Origin of the sequence: Paenibacillus sp. FSL E2-0178, from assembly GCF_038593005.1 — a bacterium.
GTDB lineage: Bacteria > Bacillota > Bacilli > Paenibacillales > Paenibacillaceae > Paenibacillus_AQ > Paenibacillus_AQ phytohabitans.
This window is the reverse complement of record NZ_CP151953.1, coordinates 6,066,762-6,087,338: the sequence shown is the minus strand read 5'-3', so window position 1 is coordinate 6,087,338 and position 20,577 is coordinate 6,066,762. Positions and strand designations below refer to the sequence as shown.

Annotated in this window: 18 protein-coding genes; 4 read left to right on the top strand and 14 right to left on the bottom strand. The window is 52.8% G+C overall.

The genetic code is table 11. The features are described 5' to 3' along the window. Positions 1-44: 44 nt before the first annotated feature. The 8 genes from MHI42_RS26570 to MHI42_RS26535 all read right to left on the bottom strand — a co-directional run bounded on the left by MHI42_RS26570 (position 45) and on the right by MHI42_RS26535 (position 8,319). Positions 45-785 carry an NADPH-dependent oxidoreductase gene (locus tag MHI42_RS26570; protein ID WP_342424808.1) on the bottom strand — a complete coding sequence of 247 codons (741 nt, stop codon included), beginning with the start codon at positions 783-785 and terminating at the stop codon, positions 45-47. Positions 786-1,013: 228 nt separating this feature from the next. Then, positions 1,014-1,556, bottom strand: a complete 543-nt coding sequence (locus MHI42_RS26565) for a GNAT family N-acetyltransferase (protein ID WP_052422082.1) — start codon at positions 1,554-1,556, stop codon at positions 1,014-1,016. 55 nt (positions 1,557-1,611) lie between these two features. Beyond that, positions 1,612-2,544 (bottom strand): metallophosphoesterase, encoded by a 933-nt coding sequence (locus tag MHI42_RS26560; RefSeq protein ID WP_336103704.1) that lies wholly within the window; start codon positions 2,542-2,544, stop codon positions 1,612-1,614. A gap of 134 nt (positions 2,545-2,678) precedes the next feature. Beyond that, the gene (locus MHI42_RS26555) at positions 2,679-3,467 is read right to left on the bottom strand and encodes an ion channel (protein WP_342421132.1); all 789 of its coding nucleotides are present in this window, start codon (positions 3,465-3,467) and stop codon (positions 2,679-2,681) included. 100 nt (positions 3,468-3,567) lie between these two features. Further along, positions 3,568-4,404: a DUF3891 family protein gene (locus tag MHI42_RS26550; protein ID WP_340985454.1), complete on the bottom strand. Its 837-nt coding sequence runs from the start codon at positions 4,402-4,404 to the stop codon at positions 3,568-3,570. Positions 4,405-4,736: 332 nt separating this feature from the next. After that, complete coding sequence (gene sdhB, locus MHI42_RS26545) at positions 4,737-5,501, bottom strand: succinate dehydrogenase iron-sulfur subunit (protein WP_342421131.1); 765 nt, start codon at positions 5,499-5,501, stop codon at positions 4,737-4,739. 374 nt (positions 5,502-5,875) lie between these two features. Next, complete coding sequence (gene sdhA / locus MHI42_RS26540) at positions 5,876-7,618, bottom strand: succinate dehydrogenase flavoprotein subunit (protein ID WP_039306935.1); 1,743 nt, start codon at positions 7,616-7,618, stop codon at positions 5,876-5,878. A 35-nt stretch (positions 7,619-7,653) separates the two neighbouring features. Continuing rightward, the gene (locus tag MHI42_RS26535) at positions 7,654-8,319 is read right to left on the bottom strand and encodes a succinate dehydrogenase cytochrome b558 subunit (RefSeq protein ID WP_042139787.1); all 666 of its coding nucleotides are present in this window, start codon (positions 8,317-8,319) and stop codon (positions 7,654-7,656) included. A gap of 456 nt (positions 8,320-8,775) precedes the next feature. Here MHI42_RS26535 and MHI42_RS26530 point away from each other — a divergent pair, with 456 nt between their 5' ends. Continuing rightward, positions 8,776-9,675 (top strand): LysR family transcriptional regulator, encoded by a 900-nt coding sequence (locus MHI42_RS26530; protein WP_171718343.1) that lies wholly within the window; start codon positions 8,776-8,778, stop codon positions 9,673-9,675. A gap of 82 nt (positions 9,676-9,757) precedes the next feature. Here MHI42_RS26530 and MHI42_RS26525 read toward each other — a convergent pair whose 3' ends face one another. The 4 genes from MHI42_RS26525 to MHI42_RS26510 form a co-directional block, all read right to left on the bottom strand. Further along, positions 9,758-11,413, bottom strand: a complete 1,656-nt coding sequence (locus MHI42_RS26525) for an ABC transporter substrate-binding protein (RefSeq protein ID WP_342421130.1) — start codon at positions 11,411-11,413, stop codon at positions 9,758-9,760. A gap of 62 nt (positions 11,414-11,475) precedes the next feature. Next, the gene (locus tag MHI42_RS26520; RefSeq protein ID WP_342421129.1) at positions 11,476-12,375 is read right to left on the bottom strand and encodes a carbohydrate ABC transporter permease; all 900 of its coding nucleotides are present in this window, start codon (positions 12,373-12,375) and stop codon (positions 11,476-11,478) included. A 14-nt stretch (positions 12,376-12,389) separates the two neighbouring features. After that, positions 12,390-13,346, bottom strand: a complete 957-nt coding sequence (locus tag MHI42_RS26515) for an ABC transporter permease subunit (RefSeq protein WP_039306946.1) — start codon at positions 13,344-13,346, stop codon at positions 12,390-12,392. Positions 13,347-13,578: 232 nt separating this feature from the next. Continuing rightward, a complete protein-coding gene (locus MHI42_RS26510) occupies positions 13,579-15,846 on the bottom strand; it encodes an AraC family transcriptional regulator (protein WP_342421128.1) in 2,268 nt (755 codons plus the stop codon). 344 nt (positions 15,847-16,190) lie between these two features. Here MHI42_RS26510 and MHI42_RS26505 point away from each other — a divergent pair, with 344 nt between their 5' ends. From MHI42_RS26505 to MHI42_RS26495, 3 genes are read left to right on the top strand one after another with little or no spacing between them, the layout of a single operon-like run. Then, positions 16,191-16,562: a GntR family transcriptional regulator gene (locus MHI42_RS26505; RefSeq protein WP_144026186.1), complete on the top strand. Its 372-nt coding sequence runs from the start codon at positions 16,191-16,193 to the stop codon at positions 16,560-16,562. After that, positions 16,559-17,500, top strand: coding sequence for an ABC transporter ATP-binding protein (locus tag MHI42_RS26500; protein ID WP_342421127.1), 942 nt, complete (start codon positions 16,559-16,561; stop codon positions 17,498-17,500). Before MHI42_RS26505 ends, MHI42_RS26500 begins: the two co-directional genes overlap by 4 nt. Further along, positions 17,497-18,189 (top strand): hypothetical protein, encoded by a 693-nt coding sequence (locus MHI42_RS26495; protein ID WP_342421126.1) that lies wholly within the window; start codon positions 17,497-17,499, stop codon positions 18,187-18,189. Before MHI42_RS26500 ends, MHI42_RS26495 begins: the two co-directional genes overlap by 4 nt. A gap of 92 nt (positions 18,190-18,281) precedes the next feature. On the opposite strand, the gene MHI42_RS26490 is transcribed toward MHI42_RS26495, so the two are convergent. After that, on the bottom strand, positions 18,282-18,950 hold the full coding sequence (locus MHI42_RS26490; protein WP_039306954.1) for a TrkA family potassium uptake protein: 669 nt from the start codon (positions 18,948-18,950) through the stop codon (positions 18,282-18,284). A gap of 14 nt (positions 18,951-18,964) precedes the next feature. Then, positions 18,965-20,335, bottom strand: a complete 1,371-nt coding sequence (locus tag MHI42_RS26485; protein ID WP_171718349.1) for a TrkH family potassium uptake protein — start codon at positions 20,333-20,335, stop codon at positions 18,965-18,967. Between the last annotated feature and the right edge of the window lie 242 nt (positions 20,336-20,577).

Genomic DNA, 20,577 nt, shown 5'->3' with positions numbered 1-20,577 from the left:
CTTGCCATCGTCCGCCGTTACCGCTGCGGTGCTTTTTGCTAAGGTTATTTTTTATTCAGATTATCGCAGGTGAAGCCCTGCTGCTTCAGCGTCCGCCCGGCGTCGCCGTACTGCGGATTCAGGGCATAGAAGCGGGCAATTGTACTGCTCCAATCCCTCTCGGTCAGCCCTTGAGCCCTAAGCGACTCACGGTGGGTCTCATTGTACTCTTGGATCAGGGCTTTCTGATCAGGGTTATATGTTTCTTCATGATACACAGCCGCCATAGGCAGGCGCGGCTTCTTCGGCAGCTCTTCACCCGGATAGCCGATACACAGCCCGGCCACCGGGAATACATATTCGGGCAGCTGCAGCAGCTCAATCACTTCCGCTGTGCGGCGGCGCACGCCGCCGATCGGGATAATCCCCAGTCCCAGCGACTCCGCAGCAGCCACCGCATTCGCTAAAGCGATGCCGACATCGGTTGCACCGACCAGCAGCGCATCCACATCTCCTGCCGCTTCAAACGGCTGGTCTTCCAGCTCTGCCGCCAGCCGGGCCCGATGAAAGTCCATGCAGAACACCAGGAATACCGGCGCTTCGGCCACATGCTTCTGGTTCCCGCTCAATACCGACAGCTGCCGCTTCCGTTCTTCGCTGCGTACCGCAATGACCGATACCTGCTGGCCGTTCACCCAGGATGGTGCGGCCTGGGCTGCCTCAATTATGGTCTTCAGCTTCTCTGGTTCTACCGCCTGCCTTGTATATTGCCGGAAAGAGCGGTGGTTCGTAAGTAGTCTAATCACTTCGTTCAAGAGCTATGTCCTCCTCGCCAAATGCTGTTTCTGTATATCCATCATAGCCTAATGACTCCGGCTACCGCCAGCAGAAAGCGGTGATACCGGAATCCGGCATACGGCACGCCACAAAAAAATGGACCCGAATCATCGGGTCCCAACAGCAGTTATATTTTCAAAAGGGGGTCATGTACTTAGTTTAACCGGAGACTGTTAGAGTTTGATAACGGCATTATTTCAATTGTGTAACAATGTGAATACCTTCATTACATCGCCCGAGCCGTCCGCCATCGGCAGTGTACGCTCCAGGGTCAGACCATTCTTGAGCATCACCTGCTCCGATCTGAGGTTGTCCCCGCGGCAGCGTCCCTCCACCTTCAGCAGCTCCAGTTCGCGGAACCCGTAGGCCAGCAGCAGCCCCAGTGCTTCAGTGGCGAAGCCGCGCCCCCACCATGCAGGATTAAGCATATACCCCAGCACCGCCTTGCCCTCATGCCGGTTCCAGTTCTGCAGGGAGACCGATCCGATCAGCTCCGGCTGTCCTTTGAGATAGATGCCTGCATGCAATGCGCAAGGGTCATAACCATGCAGCATCCGGTTCACCAGCTTATCCAGAACGCCCTGCTGGGAGGATGAGCCCTGGCGCAGCTGAATATGCGGCTGCACCTCCGGATGGGAGAGCAGCGCCCGCAGCACTGCACCGTCAGCGGATGCCATACTTTTCAGTTCTACCGCCGCTCCCTGCAGCGCCATACCCATAATCGCTTCATAAGTGCTCATGAACTTCACCCTCTTCTGCTGCTCTCGTTAAGCCGCATCCTCAAGCTCTGCCGTCTTACTCCCGGCGCAGAGTCAGTACAGTAAGCTCCGGCCGGCACATGAAGCGCAGCGGCATCATGGTTTCGCCGAATCCCCTGTTCACATACACCGGCATCGCCTTATTCTCTGTGTAATACAGGCCGTCTATGTATTTCTGCGAGCCGTAAGGCGTGAACGGCGCTCCCAGCAGCGGCAGACGGATCTGACCGCCGTGGCTGTGCCCTGAGAGCTGCAGGTGAAACGGATACCCTTCCGCCGTATCGGCGTAATCCGGCTCATGCATCATCAGCACCGTGAACGTGCCGTCCGGGATGCCCTGGATTGCGGCCTCCGGGTCCGGCTTGCCATGCAGCATATCGTCCAGTCCAGCCACCGCCATCACGGCGCCGCCCTGCTTGATCAGATAGGACTGGTTCCGCAGCACACGGAAGCCGGACTCGTTCAGCAGGCGGGTTAGCAGCTCCGTATTCTTGTAATCATGGTTGCCCAGGATGGCGTACTTGCCCAGCGGAGCTTCAAGCTCTGCCAGTATAGCGACCGAGTCTGTCAAATCCTCAGCGTAGCTGTCCACAATATCCCCGGTGAAGCAGATCAGATCCGGCTTCTCCTCCTTGATGTGCTTAGTCAGCCGGGCCAGATCATGCGCATCCTTGTTGAAGCCCAGATGCACATCGCTGAAATGAACGAGCCGGGTACCGGCAAAAGCCGAAGGGAGATCCTTCAGGGGCAGCTCCCTCCGCGTAATCTCCAGCCAGTTCGGCTCGCCCTGCCAGGCATAGCCGCCGGTAAGCAGGCCGGCGCCAACTACGGTTGCCGCCCCCCGGGCGAGGAACTGGCGGCGGGTCATTTTGCGGCCGCCGGCCCCCTCTTTCTGCGGAGGGGTATGACCGCCGGTGCCTGCTGCCGGCAGGTCAGACCTGGGAGAGCCCCCGGACGATTTTGTACTCATAGGGAGATTCTCCTTTCTATCCTGAAATCTATTCGGTTAATGCCGCTTATGTTCGTATACAGAGCATGCTGCGCTTATTGGCAACATTTCCTCCGGTTCATCCATCAGCGCCTGAGATACGGCTAATGCTCAGGCTAATCCGCTGGTTCATCAGACATCTTATCGCTTCCAGGCCGCTTCGGCGGGGTTCCGGCATCCGGTGCTTCCTTTTCTTCCTGTTCTTCCTGCTCCCTCTCCTCATGCTTATCCGTTACAGCTTCTTCCACCTTGTCATCGATGTCTACTTCTATCGCTGCCTCAATCTCCTCTTCAGTGGTGCCGGGTCCGAGAATTTTGCGGAACAAGCCAAGCATGGACAGGGCATAGGCAACGGTTATGAAGCTGAAGCAGATCTGCATAACTACAACAAGCCGCGAAGTGTTATCTATGGGAGCCACATCCCCGTAACCGACTGTCGTAAATGTAGCTACGCTGAAGTACAGGAAGGTGATCAGCTGGCTGAGCAGATCCTGGCCTATCCCCTCGCCCTGGAAGGAGGACTGGCCAAACAGCTTATATATGGATGTATATACGACTGTAAAAAAAATAATGCAGGTAAACGCCGCGATGCTGATCCGGACCAGTGTCTGCTGCAGCCTGACTTCCTTGCTGTTGGAGTCCTTGATCTCATGAAAAATAAACAGAATATAGAACAGGACCGAAGCCAGGACAAAAATCAGAATCAGACCGCGCAGTCCCCGGTTGCCGGGTACAATGGTGCCCAGATCGATCAGGTTCAGCAGATCCTCAACCGAAATCAGGGCATAGATCAGAATGGGAGCCAGCAGAACGCCTTTGCCCATCCAGCTCAGCTTAATCCGGAGAAACCACAGCGCCAGCAATATGATTACAGCAAAATTGAAAATCCATATCCACCACGCCATGCCTTACTCTCCTGTTCTACGGCCCCGGACTCCTGTCCTGCCCTGAAGGTACCGTTATCCTCGCGGATATAATGCTGCGATCCGGCCCTGCCCCCTGTGCCTAACCGGCAGTGCGTTCACCGGTACCTGTCTTCACCTGCACATCGTCTTCTCCTGCTCCGCTGATTACAGTGATCCGGCATTCTTCCTCCGGTGTCTCCTTGTATGCCAGAGCGATGCCTTTATGCTCTATATCCTTGCGGCTGACCCGCCGCAGCTTGAAGCTTACTCCGATCTCCTTCGTGAACGGGAACGGGGTAAGCGTCAGCGTAGCGTTGTCCTGCCACTCTGCCTGAATCGCACGTCCGGAGGTGAAGCTGAATTCCTCGCTGCCCGAGAAGCCGTCTGCGAACCAGGGATGCTTCTCGGACTCGGCGCTGCCCGGCTCGCTCAGCGCCAGAAACAGCGACAGGTCATCACAGAACTGCAGCAGTCTGGCGTCATAATACAGTTCGCCTTCTTCAAGCGGCCGGCTCTGCTCCAGCTCACGGTGGATACGGGCTCTGCGCTCCGCTTCATCCTGCAGATACCGGGTGAGCTCCGGGCATTCCTCACCCGATACCTCGATCAGCCGCTCGAAATGAGAGCTGCACAGCAGCGCCCCATAAGGCGTATCCGCTTCAACCTCGTTGATGCCCCGTCTATAAAAAGTCAGCTTAGGCACAACCGGGAAGTCGATGAAGCTGTACGGCGCATCTTCCGCATCGTTCCAGAACGGCGTCTCATCCAGATCGATCCAGCCCCGGTCATGATTGCTCACCGCCCGCAGCACCTCCTCCCGGCGGCCTTCCGCAGGCGTATGCTCCTCCTTGAACCACTTCGCAAATTCCCCGGCCAGCAGCCCGTGCTCATGCTGCTTCACCATCACAAACGCTCCGTCCTGTTCACGACAAATCACTGTAATTCCTCCCCGTTATCCGCTGTCTGAATCCTGCCATCCACTATGTAGATTATAACATATCCACCTATATTTATTGGAATGCGGCGCACCTTAACGGCTCTATTGTATGCGAAACACAATATAAGACTGTCTAAAAATGTACCCTTTTTCCACCCTGAAAGAAACATATCCTGCTGCATTAGCCCTTTCCAGTTCCAACCGGAACAGGAAATGAACTCCTGGCGCAAACAGGCCGTTCAGGAAATACTCCTGAACGGCCTGTGGTTTAAGGATAGCAGCTGATTACACTGCCGCAGATATAAATCGTAAAGAAAATGCAAGCTGTATAGTTACACGCCCAGCCAGCGCTTGAACATATGCTTCGTCGTCTGCTTGTTGATCTCGGCAATGGAGGTGGTCAGCGGAATTCCCTTCGGGCAGGCGCGCACGCAGTTCTGCGAGTTACCGCAGCCGTCGATGCCGCCGTCTTCCATCAGTGCCTCCAGGCGCTCATCAGAGTTCATCTCACCTGTAGGGTGGGCGTTGAACAGGCGCACCTGCGAGATGGCTGCAGGACCGATGAAATTGGTCTTCTCGTTGACATTCGGGCAAGCCTCCAGGCAGACACCGCAGGTCATGCACTTGGATAACTCATAAGCCCACTGGCGCTTCTTCTCCGGCATCCGGGGTCCCGGACCCAGATCATAAGTGCCGTCGATCGGAATCCAGGCCTTAACCCGCTTCAGGGCATTGAACATCCGGCTGCGGTCAATCACCAGGTCGCGCACGACCGGGAAGGTCTTCATCGGCTCAATGCGCACCGGCTGCTCCAGATTATCGATCAGCGCTGCGCAGGCCTGCCGCGGCTTGCCGTTGATCACCATGGAACAGGCGCCGCATACTTCCTCCAGACAGTTCGATTCCCAGCACACCGGAACCGTATTGTCACCCTTCGCGTTCACCGGATTGCGCTGAATTTCCATCAGCGCGCTGATCACATTCATTCCGGGACGGTAGGCAACCTCGAACTCCTCCGTATACGGGTTCGTTTCCGGCTCGTCTTGGCGGGTAATGATAAATTTTACGTTTTTGGGAGCTGCTGCAGTTTCCGCCATGTCAGTTACCTCCTAAAATTTTGGATAGCATAGCCTTCTCCGAATCCAGTTCGCCAAACTCGCTCCGGAAGCACACGCTTTAAGTTTTTAACGTAATGATGATCTTTCGATTCCGGCGCTAACTGCACTTTGTACAATTAAAACCAGAGGTTCCAGCCTAATTTACGATTTAACTGCACTTTATACATTTATATTTCATAAAAAGGCTCATTCCAGCCAGTCCAGAAGATTCTAACTGCACTGGGTACAGTTATTCGTCTCCCATGCGGCAGCGGTGCAGGAATAGCTGTATGAAATACAGTTAAACTGCAGATTCCCCGCCGCCAGGACATGCCAGCCATTCAGCGTCCCTACTGTACTGCCGCTTTGTCCTATCAGTCCTTCGAGTAATCCCGGACCCGCGGAGGAATCAGCGAGACATCGACTTCGTCGTAAGAGATTTGCGGGCCATCGGCCGTCCAGGTAGCCTTGGTCGTCTTGAGGAATTCCTCATCATTGCGCGTCGGGAACTCCGGCTTGTAATGCGCGCCCCGGCTCTCGTTGCGCAGCAGCGCCCCGAGGGTCATTGCTTCTGACAGCTCCAGCATATTCCACAGCTGGCGGGTGAAGGCAACGCCCTGGTTGCTCCAGCGTGAAGTGTCGCTCATGTTAATGTTGCGGTAGCGTTCCTTCAGCTCTTTGATTTTGCCGATGGTCGCTTCAAGCTTCTTGTTCTCACGCACCACGGTCATGTTGGCCGTCATCCATTCGCCAAGCTCCTTGTGGATTACGTAAGCATTCTCCGTACCTGTCATCCCCAGCAGAGACTCATATTTGTCCGTCTGAGTCTTGTGGAAGCTGTCAAACACCGTGGAGGAGATATCCTGCACCGACTTCTTGAGCCCCTTGATGTATTCCACAGCCTTCGGCCCCGATACCATGCCGCCATATATCGCCGATACCAGCGAGTTTGCTCCAAGGCGGTTCGCCCCGTGATATTGATATTCACATTCCCCTGCGGCGAACAAGCCGGGAATATTCGTCATCTGGTTATAGTCAACCCACATGCCGCCCATCGAATAATGCACAGCGGGGAAGATTTTCATCGGAATTTTGCGGGGATCATCCCCCATGAACTTCTCGTAGATCTCGATAATGCCGCCCAGCTTGACATCGAGCTCCTTCGGGTCCTTATGCGAAAGATCCAGGTACACCATGTTCTCGCCGTTAATGCCCAGCCCCTGATCCACACACACATTGAAAATCTCACGTGTTGCGATATCGCGCGGCACCAGATTGCCGTAAGAAGGATATTTCTCTTCGAGGAAATACCATGGCTTGCCGTCCTTATAGGTCCAGATACGTCCGCCTTCGCCGCGTGCCGATTCCGACATCAGCCTCAGCTTGTCATCGCCCGGGATGGCTGTCGGGTGGATCTGGATGAATTCCCCGTTCGCATAATGTACACCCTGCTGATATACAGCGCTTGCAGCGGTTCCTGTGTTAATGACCGAGTTCGTCGTTTTGCCGAAAATAATTCCCGGACCGCCGCTCGCCAGAATGACCGCATCCGCCGGGAAGGTCTGAATCTCCATCGTCTTCAGATTCTGGGCGCTGATGCCGCGGCATACACGCTCGTCATCGAGAATGACCGAGAGGAACTCCCAGTTCTCGCTCTTGGTCACCAGGCCTTCGGCTTCCCAGCGGCGCACCTGCTCATCCAGCGCATACAGCAGCTGCTGGCCGGTTGTCGCTCCGGCGAACGCTGTCCGGTGGCGCTTCGTCCCGCCGAACCGGCGGAAGTCGAGCAGCCCCTCCGGTGTGCGGTTGAACATAACACCCATCCGGTCCATCAGGTGGATAATGCCCGGTGCGGCTTCGCACATCGCTTTGACCGGAGGCTGGTTGGCCAGGAAGTCGCCGCCGTAGACGGTATCATCAAAATGCTCCCAGGGCGAGTCTCCCTCGCCCTTTGTATTTACTGCGCCGTTGATGCCGCCTTGCGCGCAGACCGAATGTGATCTTTTGACAGGGACCAGTGAGAATAGATGTACATGCGCGCCGGATTCGGCGGCCTTAATGGTAGCCATCAGGCCGGCCAGACCGCCGCCCACGATGATGATATCGGCTGATGCCATGATTGTTCCCCTCCTATATTAAAATCTGTATATTCCTAAATAAAGCTGCGCAGCGACTGCATCGCCGTGGCCGCGGTTTGAAATTCATCGTCACGGAAAGTCACCAGTGACAGTACGAACATGAAGGTGACAAGTACGAACACACCGAGACAGAGGATAGAGGACACCCGCTGCGAACGCGGCCCCACAGTAATACCCCAGCTGATCAGGAAGGACCACAGGCCATTGGAGAAATGGAAGCAGGCTGCTACAATACCGATGATATAGAAGGTCATCAGCAGCGGATTAGTCACAATATTGTGCATGACACCGCCCAGTTCTTCATGCTCTACATTGCCAAGCGCCACCTGGACACGGGTATCGTACAGATGCCAGACAATGAAGATGAAGGTGACGATTCCGCTGATGCGCTGCAGCGTATAACGCCAGTTTCTTTCCAGATTGTAGCGGTTTAGGTTCGGCTTCGACTGATAAGCGATGTACAGGCCGTACACTCCGTGGTACAGCAGCGGCAGCCAGATGCCGAACAATTCCAGGAAGAAGACGAGCGGCAGGCTGTTCAGCCACAGCACACTGTCTGTGAAACCGGAAGCACCACCCTCTACTGCTGCGAAGTTCGTCAGCATGTGCTCAAGGAAAAAGGCCCCAAGCGGGATAATGCCGAGCAAGGAATGAATCTTTCTGGAATAAAATCCTCTCATGCAAAGTGTCCCCTTTCCAATTAAAACAGCGTTTTCAAATTATCTTTTTAAAGAGCATACACCGCCGGGAGTACAGTTGAAACAGGGCAGCGGCAGGCTGCAGTAAGCAGCAAAATGTCTATTTGCACCACTTTTCATTGTTTTCCCGGACTTTGCTTTATTATTCACAATATGTGAATATCTTGTGTCACTTTTCATGTTACTCTTTTTTCGCTTATAAGGGAATTGCAATCTAATTATTAATCGTTATACAATAAACGCATAAGAATATTTTTAATATGATAATAATTCTCATTTAGACTAAGAATTCACTTCAGTTTCAGACGAATACTCATATAAATCAACGTATCTCCCGGCTCCCGGCTATGCTTTTTATCACTAATTCATTGGAATCCTTAACCAGCAATCATCTAATACAATCCGCCGTTTACAGATCGGGACAAAGGAGTGCTTGTAATGTACGATGATTTAGACGCTTTTGCTGCAGTTGTGGAGCATTCCAGCCTGAACCGGGCCTCCCGCCAGCTTAACCTGTCCCAGCCCGCTCTGTCCCGTAAAATTTCCAAGCTGGAGGAACGGCTCGGCGTTGCCCTGTTTCATCGTTTCGGCAAGCGGCTGGAGCTTACAGAGGTCGGACGGCTTACTTATACCTATGCGCTGGAGCAGCGGCAGCAGCGTTCCAAGTTCCTGGAAGCGTTGTCCAAGTTCAAGGAAGGCGAACCGCAGCTCGTCACGCTTGGGGCCAGCCTGACCACACTGCAAACCACGCTGCCTCCGCTGGTGAATGCCTACATGGAGAAATACCCGGCGGCCGAGCTGAAGCTGATCACCGGGAAGACGCATGAGATGGTTACCGCAGTCAGCGAGGGCAAATGCGATGTCGGCATCATCGCCTCCCAGGTCCAGGAGCCGGGGCTGCGCTGCATCCCGCTGTTCGAGGACCAGCTCCGGCTGGTCGTTGCCGAGCACCATCCGCTGGCCCAGTCTCCGCGGCTCACGATGGAGCATCTCTCCCGGCTGCCGATGATTCTCTTCTCCAAGGGCACCTGGTACCGCCGGACGACTGATGATCTGTTCCAGCGCTGCGGCGTTGATCCCGATGTGCGGATGGAGATCGACTCCTTCGAAGCGATTGTCCGGCTGCTGCCGACCATCAAGGCGGCCGCGCTGCTGCCGAAGTCTTATCTCCGCCCGGAGCTGCTGAACGGCGGGGGACTAATCTCCCTGCACATCAAGGAGCTGGAGCAGACACAGCGGACCACCTGCCTGATCTACCAGGGCAGCGGCGGACTCAGCACAGCGGCGCGCTGTCTCGTCCAGGTGACCGAGGAGGTATTTCTGTCCGGACGCGAATAACCTAAATCACCCGGCAAGCTTCCATATCGCTATGGATTAGCCTGCCGGGTGAAATGTGTAACAGAGGTTTTATGACATAGAATTAGCGGAACTTGCCTGCATCAATGGCAGCTTGCTTCTCATCCAGAACTTCCTGGTAGCCTGCATCCAGATAAGTCTTCTTGGCTGCTTCATAGGTAGCATCGAATTCAGCTTCAGGAGCCAGCACGACCTTCACATACAGTTCCTGGAACAGTGTATTCAGGTCCGCTTTGTATTCGTTTACCTTCTCCAGTACAACGTTGAACAGAGCATCCGGTGTACGGAATTCGGCAACTTCATCGTAATACTTCACCAGATCATCGGCAAGCGTCTCATAGCCGGCCGGTGCCCAGTTGCGTAGATTAGCCGTACGGGTTTTGGCTGCATCCGGATACTGCGCGATTTCAGTCACGAGACCCCAGTAGTCTTTATTATTATTCTGTGCCAGGACAGACTCGCCTTTGAAATCTGGATTCTTCAGCGCGATGCCGTCTGCATCAAGCGTATAGTTCTCCCCTTCGATACCGTTCTGGAATTTGAACAGGTTCTCCGGCTGGCTCAGCCATTCCAGATACATCCAGACTGCAGTACGCTCTTCAGGTGTAGATTCATAGTTAATCCCCATGATGAAGCCGAATGGCCAGTAAGCGCGTCCTTGAGGCTTATTGCCTTCCGGAACACCTGCATAAGGAGGCACCACGGCAAATTCAGCATCCGGGTTGTTCTGCAGGGTAGCTGCAAAGACATCCGTATTATTTGCCAGATAGAAGCCGAAGTTCCCTGTTTTGCCGGAAACAAATTCAGCTTTGACCTTAGGCTCGTCGTTGCGCAGATAGAACTCCTTATCAACGAGGCCGTTATTATACTGATAGTTCATGTTACGCAAGTAAGCTTCTGTATCAGCGGTGGTCAGATCAGCTACGCTAAGGTCGGAATACAGCGCACGGTATTTCGCGTCAACCGGCCATTCGCGGAAGGCGTAGTTAAAGTTGAAGAAGTTCTGCTGCAGGTTGCCGCCAGTCACGCCGAGTCCGGCTTCTTTCCATTTCACCAGCATCTCATTGTACTTCTCCAGCGAAGTCAAATCTTCAACCTTCATACCGACCTTTTCAACCCAGTCCTTGCGGATAATGTTGACAAAGTTGTCAGCTTCAGGGCGTGCCGCGAAGAAGAAGGTTTTCTGATCATCCACTGTACCATACTGCTCAATAGTGGAGCCCATGTTTTTCCAATAGGTAGGTGCGTAATTCTCGATTTCAGCATAATCCAGCGGCTGCATAACATCCTCACCATAATAAGTAAGCGCTTGCGGCATATCGTAATGGAAGATGATATCAGGGGCTTTATGCGATGCCAGCAGTTGCTCGTAATCTGTTACCTCTTTGGAGCGGGTAATCGGCACATAGTTGACTTCGATATTGTACTTGTCGCCAAATTCCGCTTGTACCCAGCGGGTATAATAGTTATCGGACACATTCCAGCCCTCATACGCCCGTTCGTAGACAGGAATATCCAGCGAGACCTTCTTCTCGAAGCCCTTGGAGTAATCAGGGAAGCTTCCCTCAGTCTGGTTCGTGGCTGCGGCTGATTCTGCCGGGGCAGTGGTAGGCTCAGTGTTGGCATTCTTAGCGTTGTTATTTCCCCCGGAGCATCCGGCCAGCATACCGGCCGTCATCACAGATGCCATCATTAATGAAACAAAACCTTTTTTGTTCATCGCAATTCCCCCATTTGTAATTTTCGGATTCAATAGATTTACTTATATACTAGGGCGCTGGACTACTCCTTGACTGCCCCGAGCATAACACCTTGAACGAAGTATTTCTGGACGAACGGATACACGCAGAGAATCGGCAGGGTAGCAAATACAACAACGGATGCCTTAAGGACTTCCGGATTGCTGAGTGATACCGTAGTTGCTTCCAGCTGGAAGCTTTCACTGGCCTGAATAACCAGATAATATAGCTTCAGTTGCAGCGGACGGAGTGCAGTCTCATGCTTGATGTAGAACAGTGCATCCTGGTAAGCATTCCACCGGCCAACTGCGTAGAAGAGGGCAAGTGTCGCCATAATCGGTTTGGACAAGGGGAGGACAATACTGAACAGGATTCGAAAATGCCCGGCACCGTCGATCCGCGCCGATTCTTCCAGACTTACCGGAATACCGTGCGTTAACGAGGTCTTCATAATCAGCAGATTGAAGGCGCTGAACGACAAAGGCAGGACCAGTGACCATATCGTATCCATCAGTCCCAGATTGTTAATATTCATGTAATCCGGGATAATTCCTCCACTAAAGTACATGGTGAACAGGAAGATGAAGGTGATGACCCGGCGGCCCTTGAACTGGGCTCTCGACAGCGGGTATGCGGCACAGATGGTCAGAATCATTCCCAGAATCGTGAACAGTACAGTCACGATAACCGTGATATACAATGAACGGAGGATACTGTCATCCGCGAAGATTTTCTTATACGCTTCAATGGTGAAGCCCTGCGGCCACAGAAAGACCTTATTGGCAATGACAAAGGAGTCAGAGCTCAGGGATTTAGATACGACATGGATAAACGGCAATAAGCATACCAGTGAAACTAGAATTAAGACGAAGCGAATCAGAAATTCCCAGATATCTACACGTGCTTTATGGGGTGCGGCAGAGCCCCCGGCTGTTGCTCTCATGGTTCCTCTCCTTTCTACAATATTCCATCCTCACCGAGTTTCTTGGCCACACGGTCCGCTGAGATTACCAGAATAATACCGATGACGGACTGGAACAATCCGATGGCTGTCGCCCGGCTGAAGTTGCCGCTCTCGATCCCCCAGCGGTACACCAGCACCGGAATGGTCGTGGTGAACTCAGTGGTGGCCTTATTCTGCAGAGCGTAAATACGCTCGAATGAGCCGTCCATCACTTTCCCCAGAGCCATGATCAGCAAGGTCACAATGGTCGCACGGATGGAAGGAAGCGTGATATTCCACACTTTTCTCCAGCGTCCTGCTCCATCAACCGTAGCCGCTTCATACATCTCCGGGTTAATCCCGCTCATCGCCGCCAGGTAGATAATGGTGCCCCAGCCCATACTCTGCCACACACCGATGGCCAGATAGCTGATCAGCCAGTTATTGTCTTCCTGCAGGAACGGAATACGGGTACCGCCCATGAGTTCAATCAGATTGTTAACAACACCGCCGCCTTCACTAAGAAGCTGATAAGCGATAGCCCCGATAATGACCCAGGACAGGAAGTGAGGCAAGTACAATATCGTCTGATTAATGCGCTTGAAGCGTATGCTTTTAACCTCATTCAGCAGCAGCGCCAGCACAATCGGCATCGTGAAGCTGAAGCAGAGGTCAAGCACGTTGAGCAGCAGCGTATTCCGGACGGCCTTAATGAAATCAGCCTTGGCGAACAGCTCCTGGAAGACTTCCATTCCGACCCAGTCACTGCCCCAGAAGCCCCGTGCAATTTTGTAATCCTTAAAAGCAATTACAAGTCCGGTCATCGGCAAATATTTGAATACGATTACAAATGCCAGCGGAAGCATAACGAGCAGGTAGAGCTGCCAGTCACGCTGCAAATAATATCCGAATCCCTGTTTCTTTCTTAATAGAGGACTGTTGTTTGTTTGTGAAGCGCTTGCAACTTTCAAAATTTTCACCTCCTGCCTTCAATGTTCTTCTTGCCGGCCAATGTCCTCCGGCTCGATTCCTATGCTATCCCCTTTGCCTGATCTTGAAAATCATGAGTATTGATGATCACCATCAAAATTGATTGAAGTGCGGTTTCTAAGGCTTTACCGCGCCATAATGATCAAATATGATAGGCATTCCCAAAAATAAAGCGCTTTCATAAATAGGCAAAAAAAACGGCCAGGAGAACTCCTAGGAGCTCTTACTCTTGGCCGATTTAAAGCTGCTTGGCGGCATGCCTTCATATTTACGGAAAAAGCGGTTGAAGCTCTGAACATTATAATAGCCAACCTCTGCTGCGATTTGCTTGATGGAGCATTCAGTATCCAGCAGCAGCTCTTTGGCCTTCTCGATCCGCAGCTGATTCACGAAATCAATCATGCTATTGCCGGTTTGCTCATAGACGATCTTGCGCATATAAGAATAGCTGATGCCGATTTCCTTGGCCATATCCTCGAACACAATCTCTTCACGGAAATTTTTCTTCAAATAATGAATGATTCGTTCCGCATGATTGGTTTCACTCGTGCTGCGGTCCAGGCTCTGTACGATTTCAGTGAAGAAACCATGCAGATATTCCTCCAGCTCATCCAGTGTATCCATTGCAGCAAGAATGGAATACACATTCCCTCTGCCCATAACCATCCGGCCTGTGCTGATATGATTCTCACGGAGGTGCTTGATCGTTGCCCCCATCAGCTGATAGTAGATGAACATAATATTATCGTAGGAAATATTCTCTTCCGAAGCGATCTGGCTGCGGATGCTCTGAAGCTCTTTGAATATCCCGGCCAGATCACCGGCATCCAGGAAGTTGAGAATCCTCCGCTCACTGCTCTCGGAATCGAGATATTTGCGGCTGCCCTCCTCTTCATCGTGCCAGTACATAATGCTTCCCGCCCCGTTAATCATCCGGCGCTTGATGACTTCCATCGCTTCAAACAGCCGCAGGGCAACCCTCTCGGGTGCGTCAGCCAAATCACTTACACCAATCGTGACTGAATGCTCCAGCAATTCAAGTGATTGATCCCGGATCTGCTCCAGCGCCTGACGGATCAGCCCCGCCTTCTCCCCAGACTCATCTGGAGCAAAGTTCAGCACAATCACTATACAGCCATCGTTATGATAGACACTGCGGGCAAGTATCCCCTCCGGGAAGAAGCTCTCATACTTCGCATTCAGCAGATACCGGTGATAGCTGCGCGTCTCCACATTGGTATTGCCCACATACCGCCGGTACTGGTCAATAGAGACCACGACAACCCTGTAGCATACTTCCGGAAAAGCCTCCGTGATCCGGGGCGGAATCTCACCGCGCAAAAGACGGTGAACTGCAAGACTCCGGGTATCCTGCTCACGCTCCTGCAGCAGCTGGAACAGGCTTTCCTCTTCCTCCTGCATGCGTTTGAACGCCATATCCAGGAAGGCCAGCTCATTCTTATTGACCACACCCAGGTCGCTCTTCGAGCGGATCGTCCGCACCAGCTGCCGGAGGGGCCTGGACAGCCAGGTCGCAAGAAAGATGGCAAGCAGTGTCCCAAGTAAAATGATAGCTCCGGTAAGCAGAATGATATTCCCCTGCATATCCCGTGATTTGATCATCAGCTCATCCATGGAGCTCCAGCTTACATTCCACCATCCGGACATTGCCGAACGGCTCCATGCGTATATCATCCGCTTGCCGTCCAGCTCGTGGAATGTATAGCCTTCACTGGATTCCTGGTTCAGTATTTCCTGAAGGTAAGGCAGCTTCTGACCGTCAGAGAGCAGCAGTGAATGATCATTGTAGGAAATGACCTTACCGTCTGAGTCCAGCAGCAGGTAGTTGCTGTCTCCGATCTCTGTAGCATGCAGATATTTGCCGATCTGGCTCTCTTTCAGGTTGACTACGATAATCCCGCGGGTGGTGGAGGACAGGCGGTTGAGGGGATAAACATACGACACAACATTTTCACCCGACTCCAGCTTACGGGGAACCCATACCCCGCTGATGCCTCTGCGTCCTTCAAGCGCTTCTGTGATCCAATCGATGGACTCGTACCGTTCCAGCGTCGTGATGCTACTGTCAGTAGAGAACACATAATCCGAATCATTCAAATAAAAGTACGAAGAGTACACACCGTCTACCCGGCGGTTTAAGTTCAGCAGCTCTTTCGTCACGGAGAGTGCCAGGCTCACATTGTTGTAATTTGCGTTAATTTCATCGTACGTCTCAAAGCTGCGGATACGGTCAAAAATATTCGTCGCCGCCAGACGCGAAGTGTCCTGGGCCAGATTGGCAAGCGCGTTCTCATTTAACTTGCGGTTGGCATTCAGTCCGGCAAGCGTCGATTCTCCAATGGCTGCTTCTGAGTTCTGTATAATCTGTGACCCGCTGTACCATGTCAGAATCGCTGTGGGAATGGCCATGATGCAGAATAGTATCAGTGCCAGCTGCAGGATCATCGGTGTTTTTTTCATATTGCTATCCCCCTAAGGATGTCTCTATATATAACTGCCTTGAAATTATCTTCTGTCCATACCTCAGCTGGCTGTATCAATATGTTACCGCTTACATTTAAATTTTCCAACCCCCTGAGACAATTAATTTGTGCCTCGCGGCAAATCTCTCCGTCCGGATCACTTCAATGTTTTTATTTTAACATTTCAGATTACATTTTACATATGTGTATAGGAAATTTTTTCAAACAAATTCGAAAACGAAGCCCATTTCCCTCAAGTTGCAGGTGAATGTCACTTGACACCGGACCGATTTCCGCTTAAGGTTAGTTACATAAGTAATTAACCAGTTAGGTGGTGAAGCGGTGGGTATCCAGATGGATGACAACCGGCCGATTTTCGTGCAGATTGCGGAGCTGATTGAGAATGACATCATCGATGGAACCGTGCCCGAGGAGACCCAGGTGCCTTCCACGAACCAGTTCGCAGCCTTTTACAGCATCAATCCGGCAACGGCGGCCAAAGGTGTGAATCTGCTCGTAGAGCAGGGAATCTTGTATAAAAAGCGGGGGATCGGAATGTTTGTTGCAGCGGGAGCACGCTCCGAATTGACGAATAAGCGCAGGCAGCAGTTCTATGAGCAATATGTGGTGGCAATGATCCGTGAGGCCGCGAAGCTGGGCATTACAACGGAACAATTGTCTGAAATGATCCGTAAGGGGGATGAGAACCGATGATGGTTACGGGGAAGAAGCATGAAGCAGCGGCAGCTCCATCCGGCGCAAGGCTCGATTTAAGCCATGTAAGCAAGGTTTTCCGCGGAGGCCAGGGCGTACATGATATCTCGCTGAGCCTGGAGCCGGAGATGATTCATGGACTGATCGGAGCCAACGGCAGCGGCAAAAGCACCCTGCTCTCCCTCATTGCCGGCCAGAGGTTCGCAGACAGCGGACTGATCACGTATGGCGGCGATCATGTGAATGAGCATGCAGCGGCACTGAGTCAGATCTGTCTGGTCAAGACCTATGAACGCTCCTGGGAGAACTACTCATTGAAGGAAATCTTCAAGTTCGCCTCGATCTTCTACCCCCATTGGGATGAGCAGCTGGCCGGTGAGCTGATGGACAAATTCCAGCTTAAGGGCAGCAAGAATTACCAGCAGCTGTCGCGCGGCGGCCAATCCATGGCAGGGATCATTAAGGGGCTGGCCAGCCGTGCTCCGCTGACGCTGCTGGATGAACCGGTAATCGGCCTGGATGCCTCGATGCGCGAAATCTTTTACCGGACCCTGCTTGAGGATTACAGCAATAATCCACGCACCTTTGTAGTAACTACACATCTGATCGAAGAAGCGGAGAACCTGTTTGAACGGATGGTTTATATCAAAAGAGGTCGTGTCGCCTTCCAGGGTCCTGTAGAGGATTTTGCCGCCAACGCCGTCTATGCTTCCGGGCCCGCTACCGTGCTGGAGAAGCTGCTGGGGGATGTCCGGATACTGCACAGTGAACGCCTAGGGGGCAAGCTGCTGCTTGCGCTTGAGGATCTCTCCGGCCCCGCCGAACGCAGAATGCTCCAGGATCAGGGCGTTGAGCTGTCTCCGGTTCCGCTGCAGAAGCTGTTCGTATATCTGACGCTGCGCGATGCAGAGAATTCGCAAGGAGGCGGAAACCGATGAGCTACCGGAGTTTAATGAAGTTTCACCTGAAAGATTACCGCAGAGGCGCCTTGATTCTGCTGAGTATATTCGTTTGTGTGGACACCGCCCTGGTACTGTTGATGAAGTTTCTGCCCGCCTGGGATATGGGAACGGCGGACAATATCTTCAGCGTTAACCGCAATATTATGTCTATCTTCATGATTATCAGCATGATCGTTACGGTGGCCATTACCTTTCCGCTGATGAGCAGCTTCAGTGTGACCCGCCGCAATTTCTACGTCAGCTCGCTGCTGGCTCTGCTGGCCTTCTGCATAACGGCTGCGCTGGCGGAGACTGCCGTTTATCTGATCGGCCGGGCTGTTCTTCCTTCGATCGGACTCCCGGTTGATGTGGACCGGCCGATCCTGCTCTCTGCGTACGTGTTCATGCTGACCCTGCTCGATGTCTCGGTAGCCACCTTCCTGATCGGTGCCTGTTATTACAGATTCAAAGTAATCACCGGAACCCTGCTGGCCATCGTGTATTTCGGAGCTGTCGCCCTCATTTCCCAAATGTTCCCTTCGATGGAGTACATGGAGAACTTCGCATTATTCTCTTCAGATCCCGCAATGCTCGAGCCTGGAACCACTCTCCTCGCGTGGGGGATCATCGCCCTGTGCGCGGGGGCCGGGTGGCTGATATACCGCCGGACTGACATACGGATGTAGCCGTCTTTCTGAAGAGCAAACAACGTCCGGCTGCACATCAGCCGGACGTTGTTTGCATTCTTTTATAGAGATATGCAGACTGTCTTCCGCACCTAATCCGCATTCACCGCTTCATCCTCGAACTCCCCGATGCTGTCATTGGAGCCGATAACCACCATAATATCTCCCTGATGCACATGATCATGCGCCGTCGGGGCAACGATGATGCCGTCCTCACGGTTCAGGGCGATGATGCTGCAGCCGTATTTGGCGCGCGTGTTCAGCTCGGAGAGGCTTTTGCCGTCCATGCAGGCAGGCACCGTCAGCTCAACAACCTTGTAATCCTTCGAGATCTCAATATAGTCCAGTAAGTTGGGTGTCACCAGCTGGTGGGCCACACGGATTCCCATATCACGCTCCGGAAAAATCACCCGGTCCACGCCCAGCTTCGACAATGCGCGCCCATGCAGAATCGAGATCGCTTTGCCGACCACCTGTTTGACGCCGAGCTCCTTGAGCAGAATTGCGGCCAGTATACTCCGCTCCATATTATCGCCGATCGCCACAATCCCGCAGTCGAAATTGCGCACTCCGAGGGAGCGCATAATCCCTTCATCCGTAGCATCCGCCATCACCGCATGGGTCAGCCGGCCGGTCATTTCCTCCACCCGCTCCTCCTGATGGTCGATCCCAAGCACCTCATAGCCCATGGACATCAGCTCTAGCGCCAGACTTGAACCGAAGCGGCCCAGGCCGATAACAACAAACTGTTGTGCTTTCATGTCTCTATTTCCCCTTATCCAATTATCATTTTGCCTTCCGGATACTTATACAAAGGTTTACCCTGTTTCGGACCCAGTGCATAGGCCAGCGTCAGGAGTCCAAGCCGTCCGGCGAACATCGTCAGACAGATCAGGATTTTGCCGACCTGTGTCAGCTCCGGCGTCAGTCCCAGACTTAGTCCCACATTGGCGAAGGCCGAGGTCGTCTCGAACAGAATCATCAGAAAAGGGAGCCCCTCCGTGGTCGAGAGCATCATCGATACCGCAACGATCAGCAGCAGAGCCAGGAGCGTAATGGTAAGCGCCTTGAACACCCGCTCCTGAGCCAGCCGGTAACGGAAGAGTACGATGTCCTCCCGGCCGCGCAGCATGGAGATTACTGCTCCTATCATCAGCGTGAAGGTCGTCGTCTTGATGCCGCCGCCGGTTGAGCCGGGGGAAGCGCCGATAAACATCAGAATGACGATGAAAAATTGTGTCGCCTGACGCAGTCCTGTGATGTCCAGCGTGTTAGCTCCGGCTGTACGCGGTGCAACGGACTGGAACAGGGACGCCCAGATTTTGGTTCCGAGATTCATAGGTCCCAGCGTCCGTGCGTTGGTGAACTCGAAGATGAAGATCACTGCCATCCCTGTCAGAATAAGTCCGAAGGTCATCGACAGCACTACCTTACTGTGCAGCGACAGCCGGCGTTTCCGCCGGTACTCGGCCAGATCGGACATCACGATGAAGCCAATCCCGCCGGAGATGATCAGGAACATCACGACCAAGTTGATCACAGGGTCACCGACATATGCTGTCAGGCTGTTATCATGGCCGCCAAACAGATCAAAACCGGCATTGTTAAACATCGACACCGCATGAAACAGGCCATAATATAAGGCACGCGGAAGCGGCATATCAAAGGCAAAGCGGACGGACAGCAGGATGGCTCCTGCCGCCTCAATAACCAGCGAGTAGATCAGCACTTTGCGGATCAGGCGCACAATCCCCTCCATCGAGCTCTGATTCATTGCTTCCTGGAGAATCAGCCGGTCCCGCAGCGAGATTCTGCGTTTAAGCACAAGCGCAAACAGCGTGGCCATCGTCATGAAGCCGAGCCCGCCGATCTGTATCAGCACCAGAATGACGGCCTGTCCGAATCCGGTGAGGTGGGTTCCGGTATCCACAACGGCAAGTCCGGTCACACAAGCGGCAGAGGTCGCAGTAAACAGCGCATCCATGAAATGAAGCGGCTCCCCGGCTACACTTGATACCGGAAGCATAAGCAGTAAAGTGCCTATCATAATTACTGCGGCGAACCCAAGCACCAGGATTTGCGGAGGAGCAAGCTTCAGAAATCTGAAGCCCGTTATTTTGGGAAACGGTGAAACCAAACTCCTCATCCTTTCAGGTTCCTTATTGGAAGTTAAGAATTGTACAATATCAAATAAACATACAAAATTATATACGTTATTGCCTAACTTCACAAAGAATCATTTTCAAAATAAGCTGGAGTACAAATAAAGAACAATCTGCAAATAAACAAGCATAAGCTTGGACCTCTCCACGTAAAAGGATAATACGGCAATTTTTTGTAACTGCCGGGCAAGTAATATTATAATGAAATGTACAAGAGTATTTCATT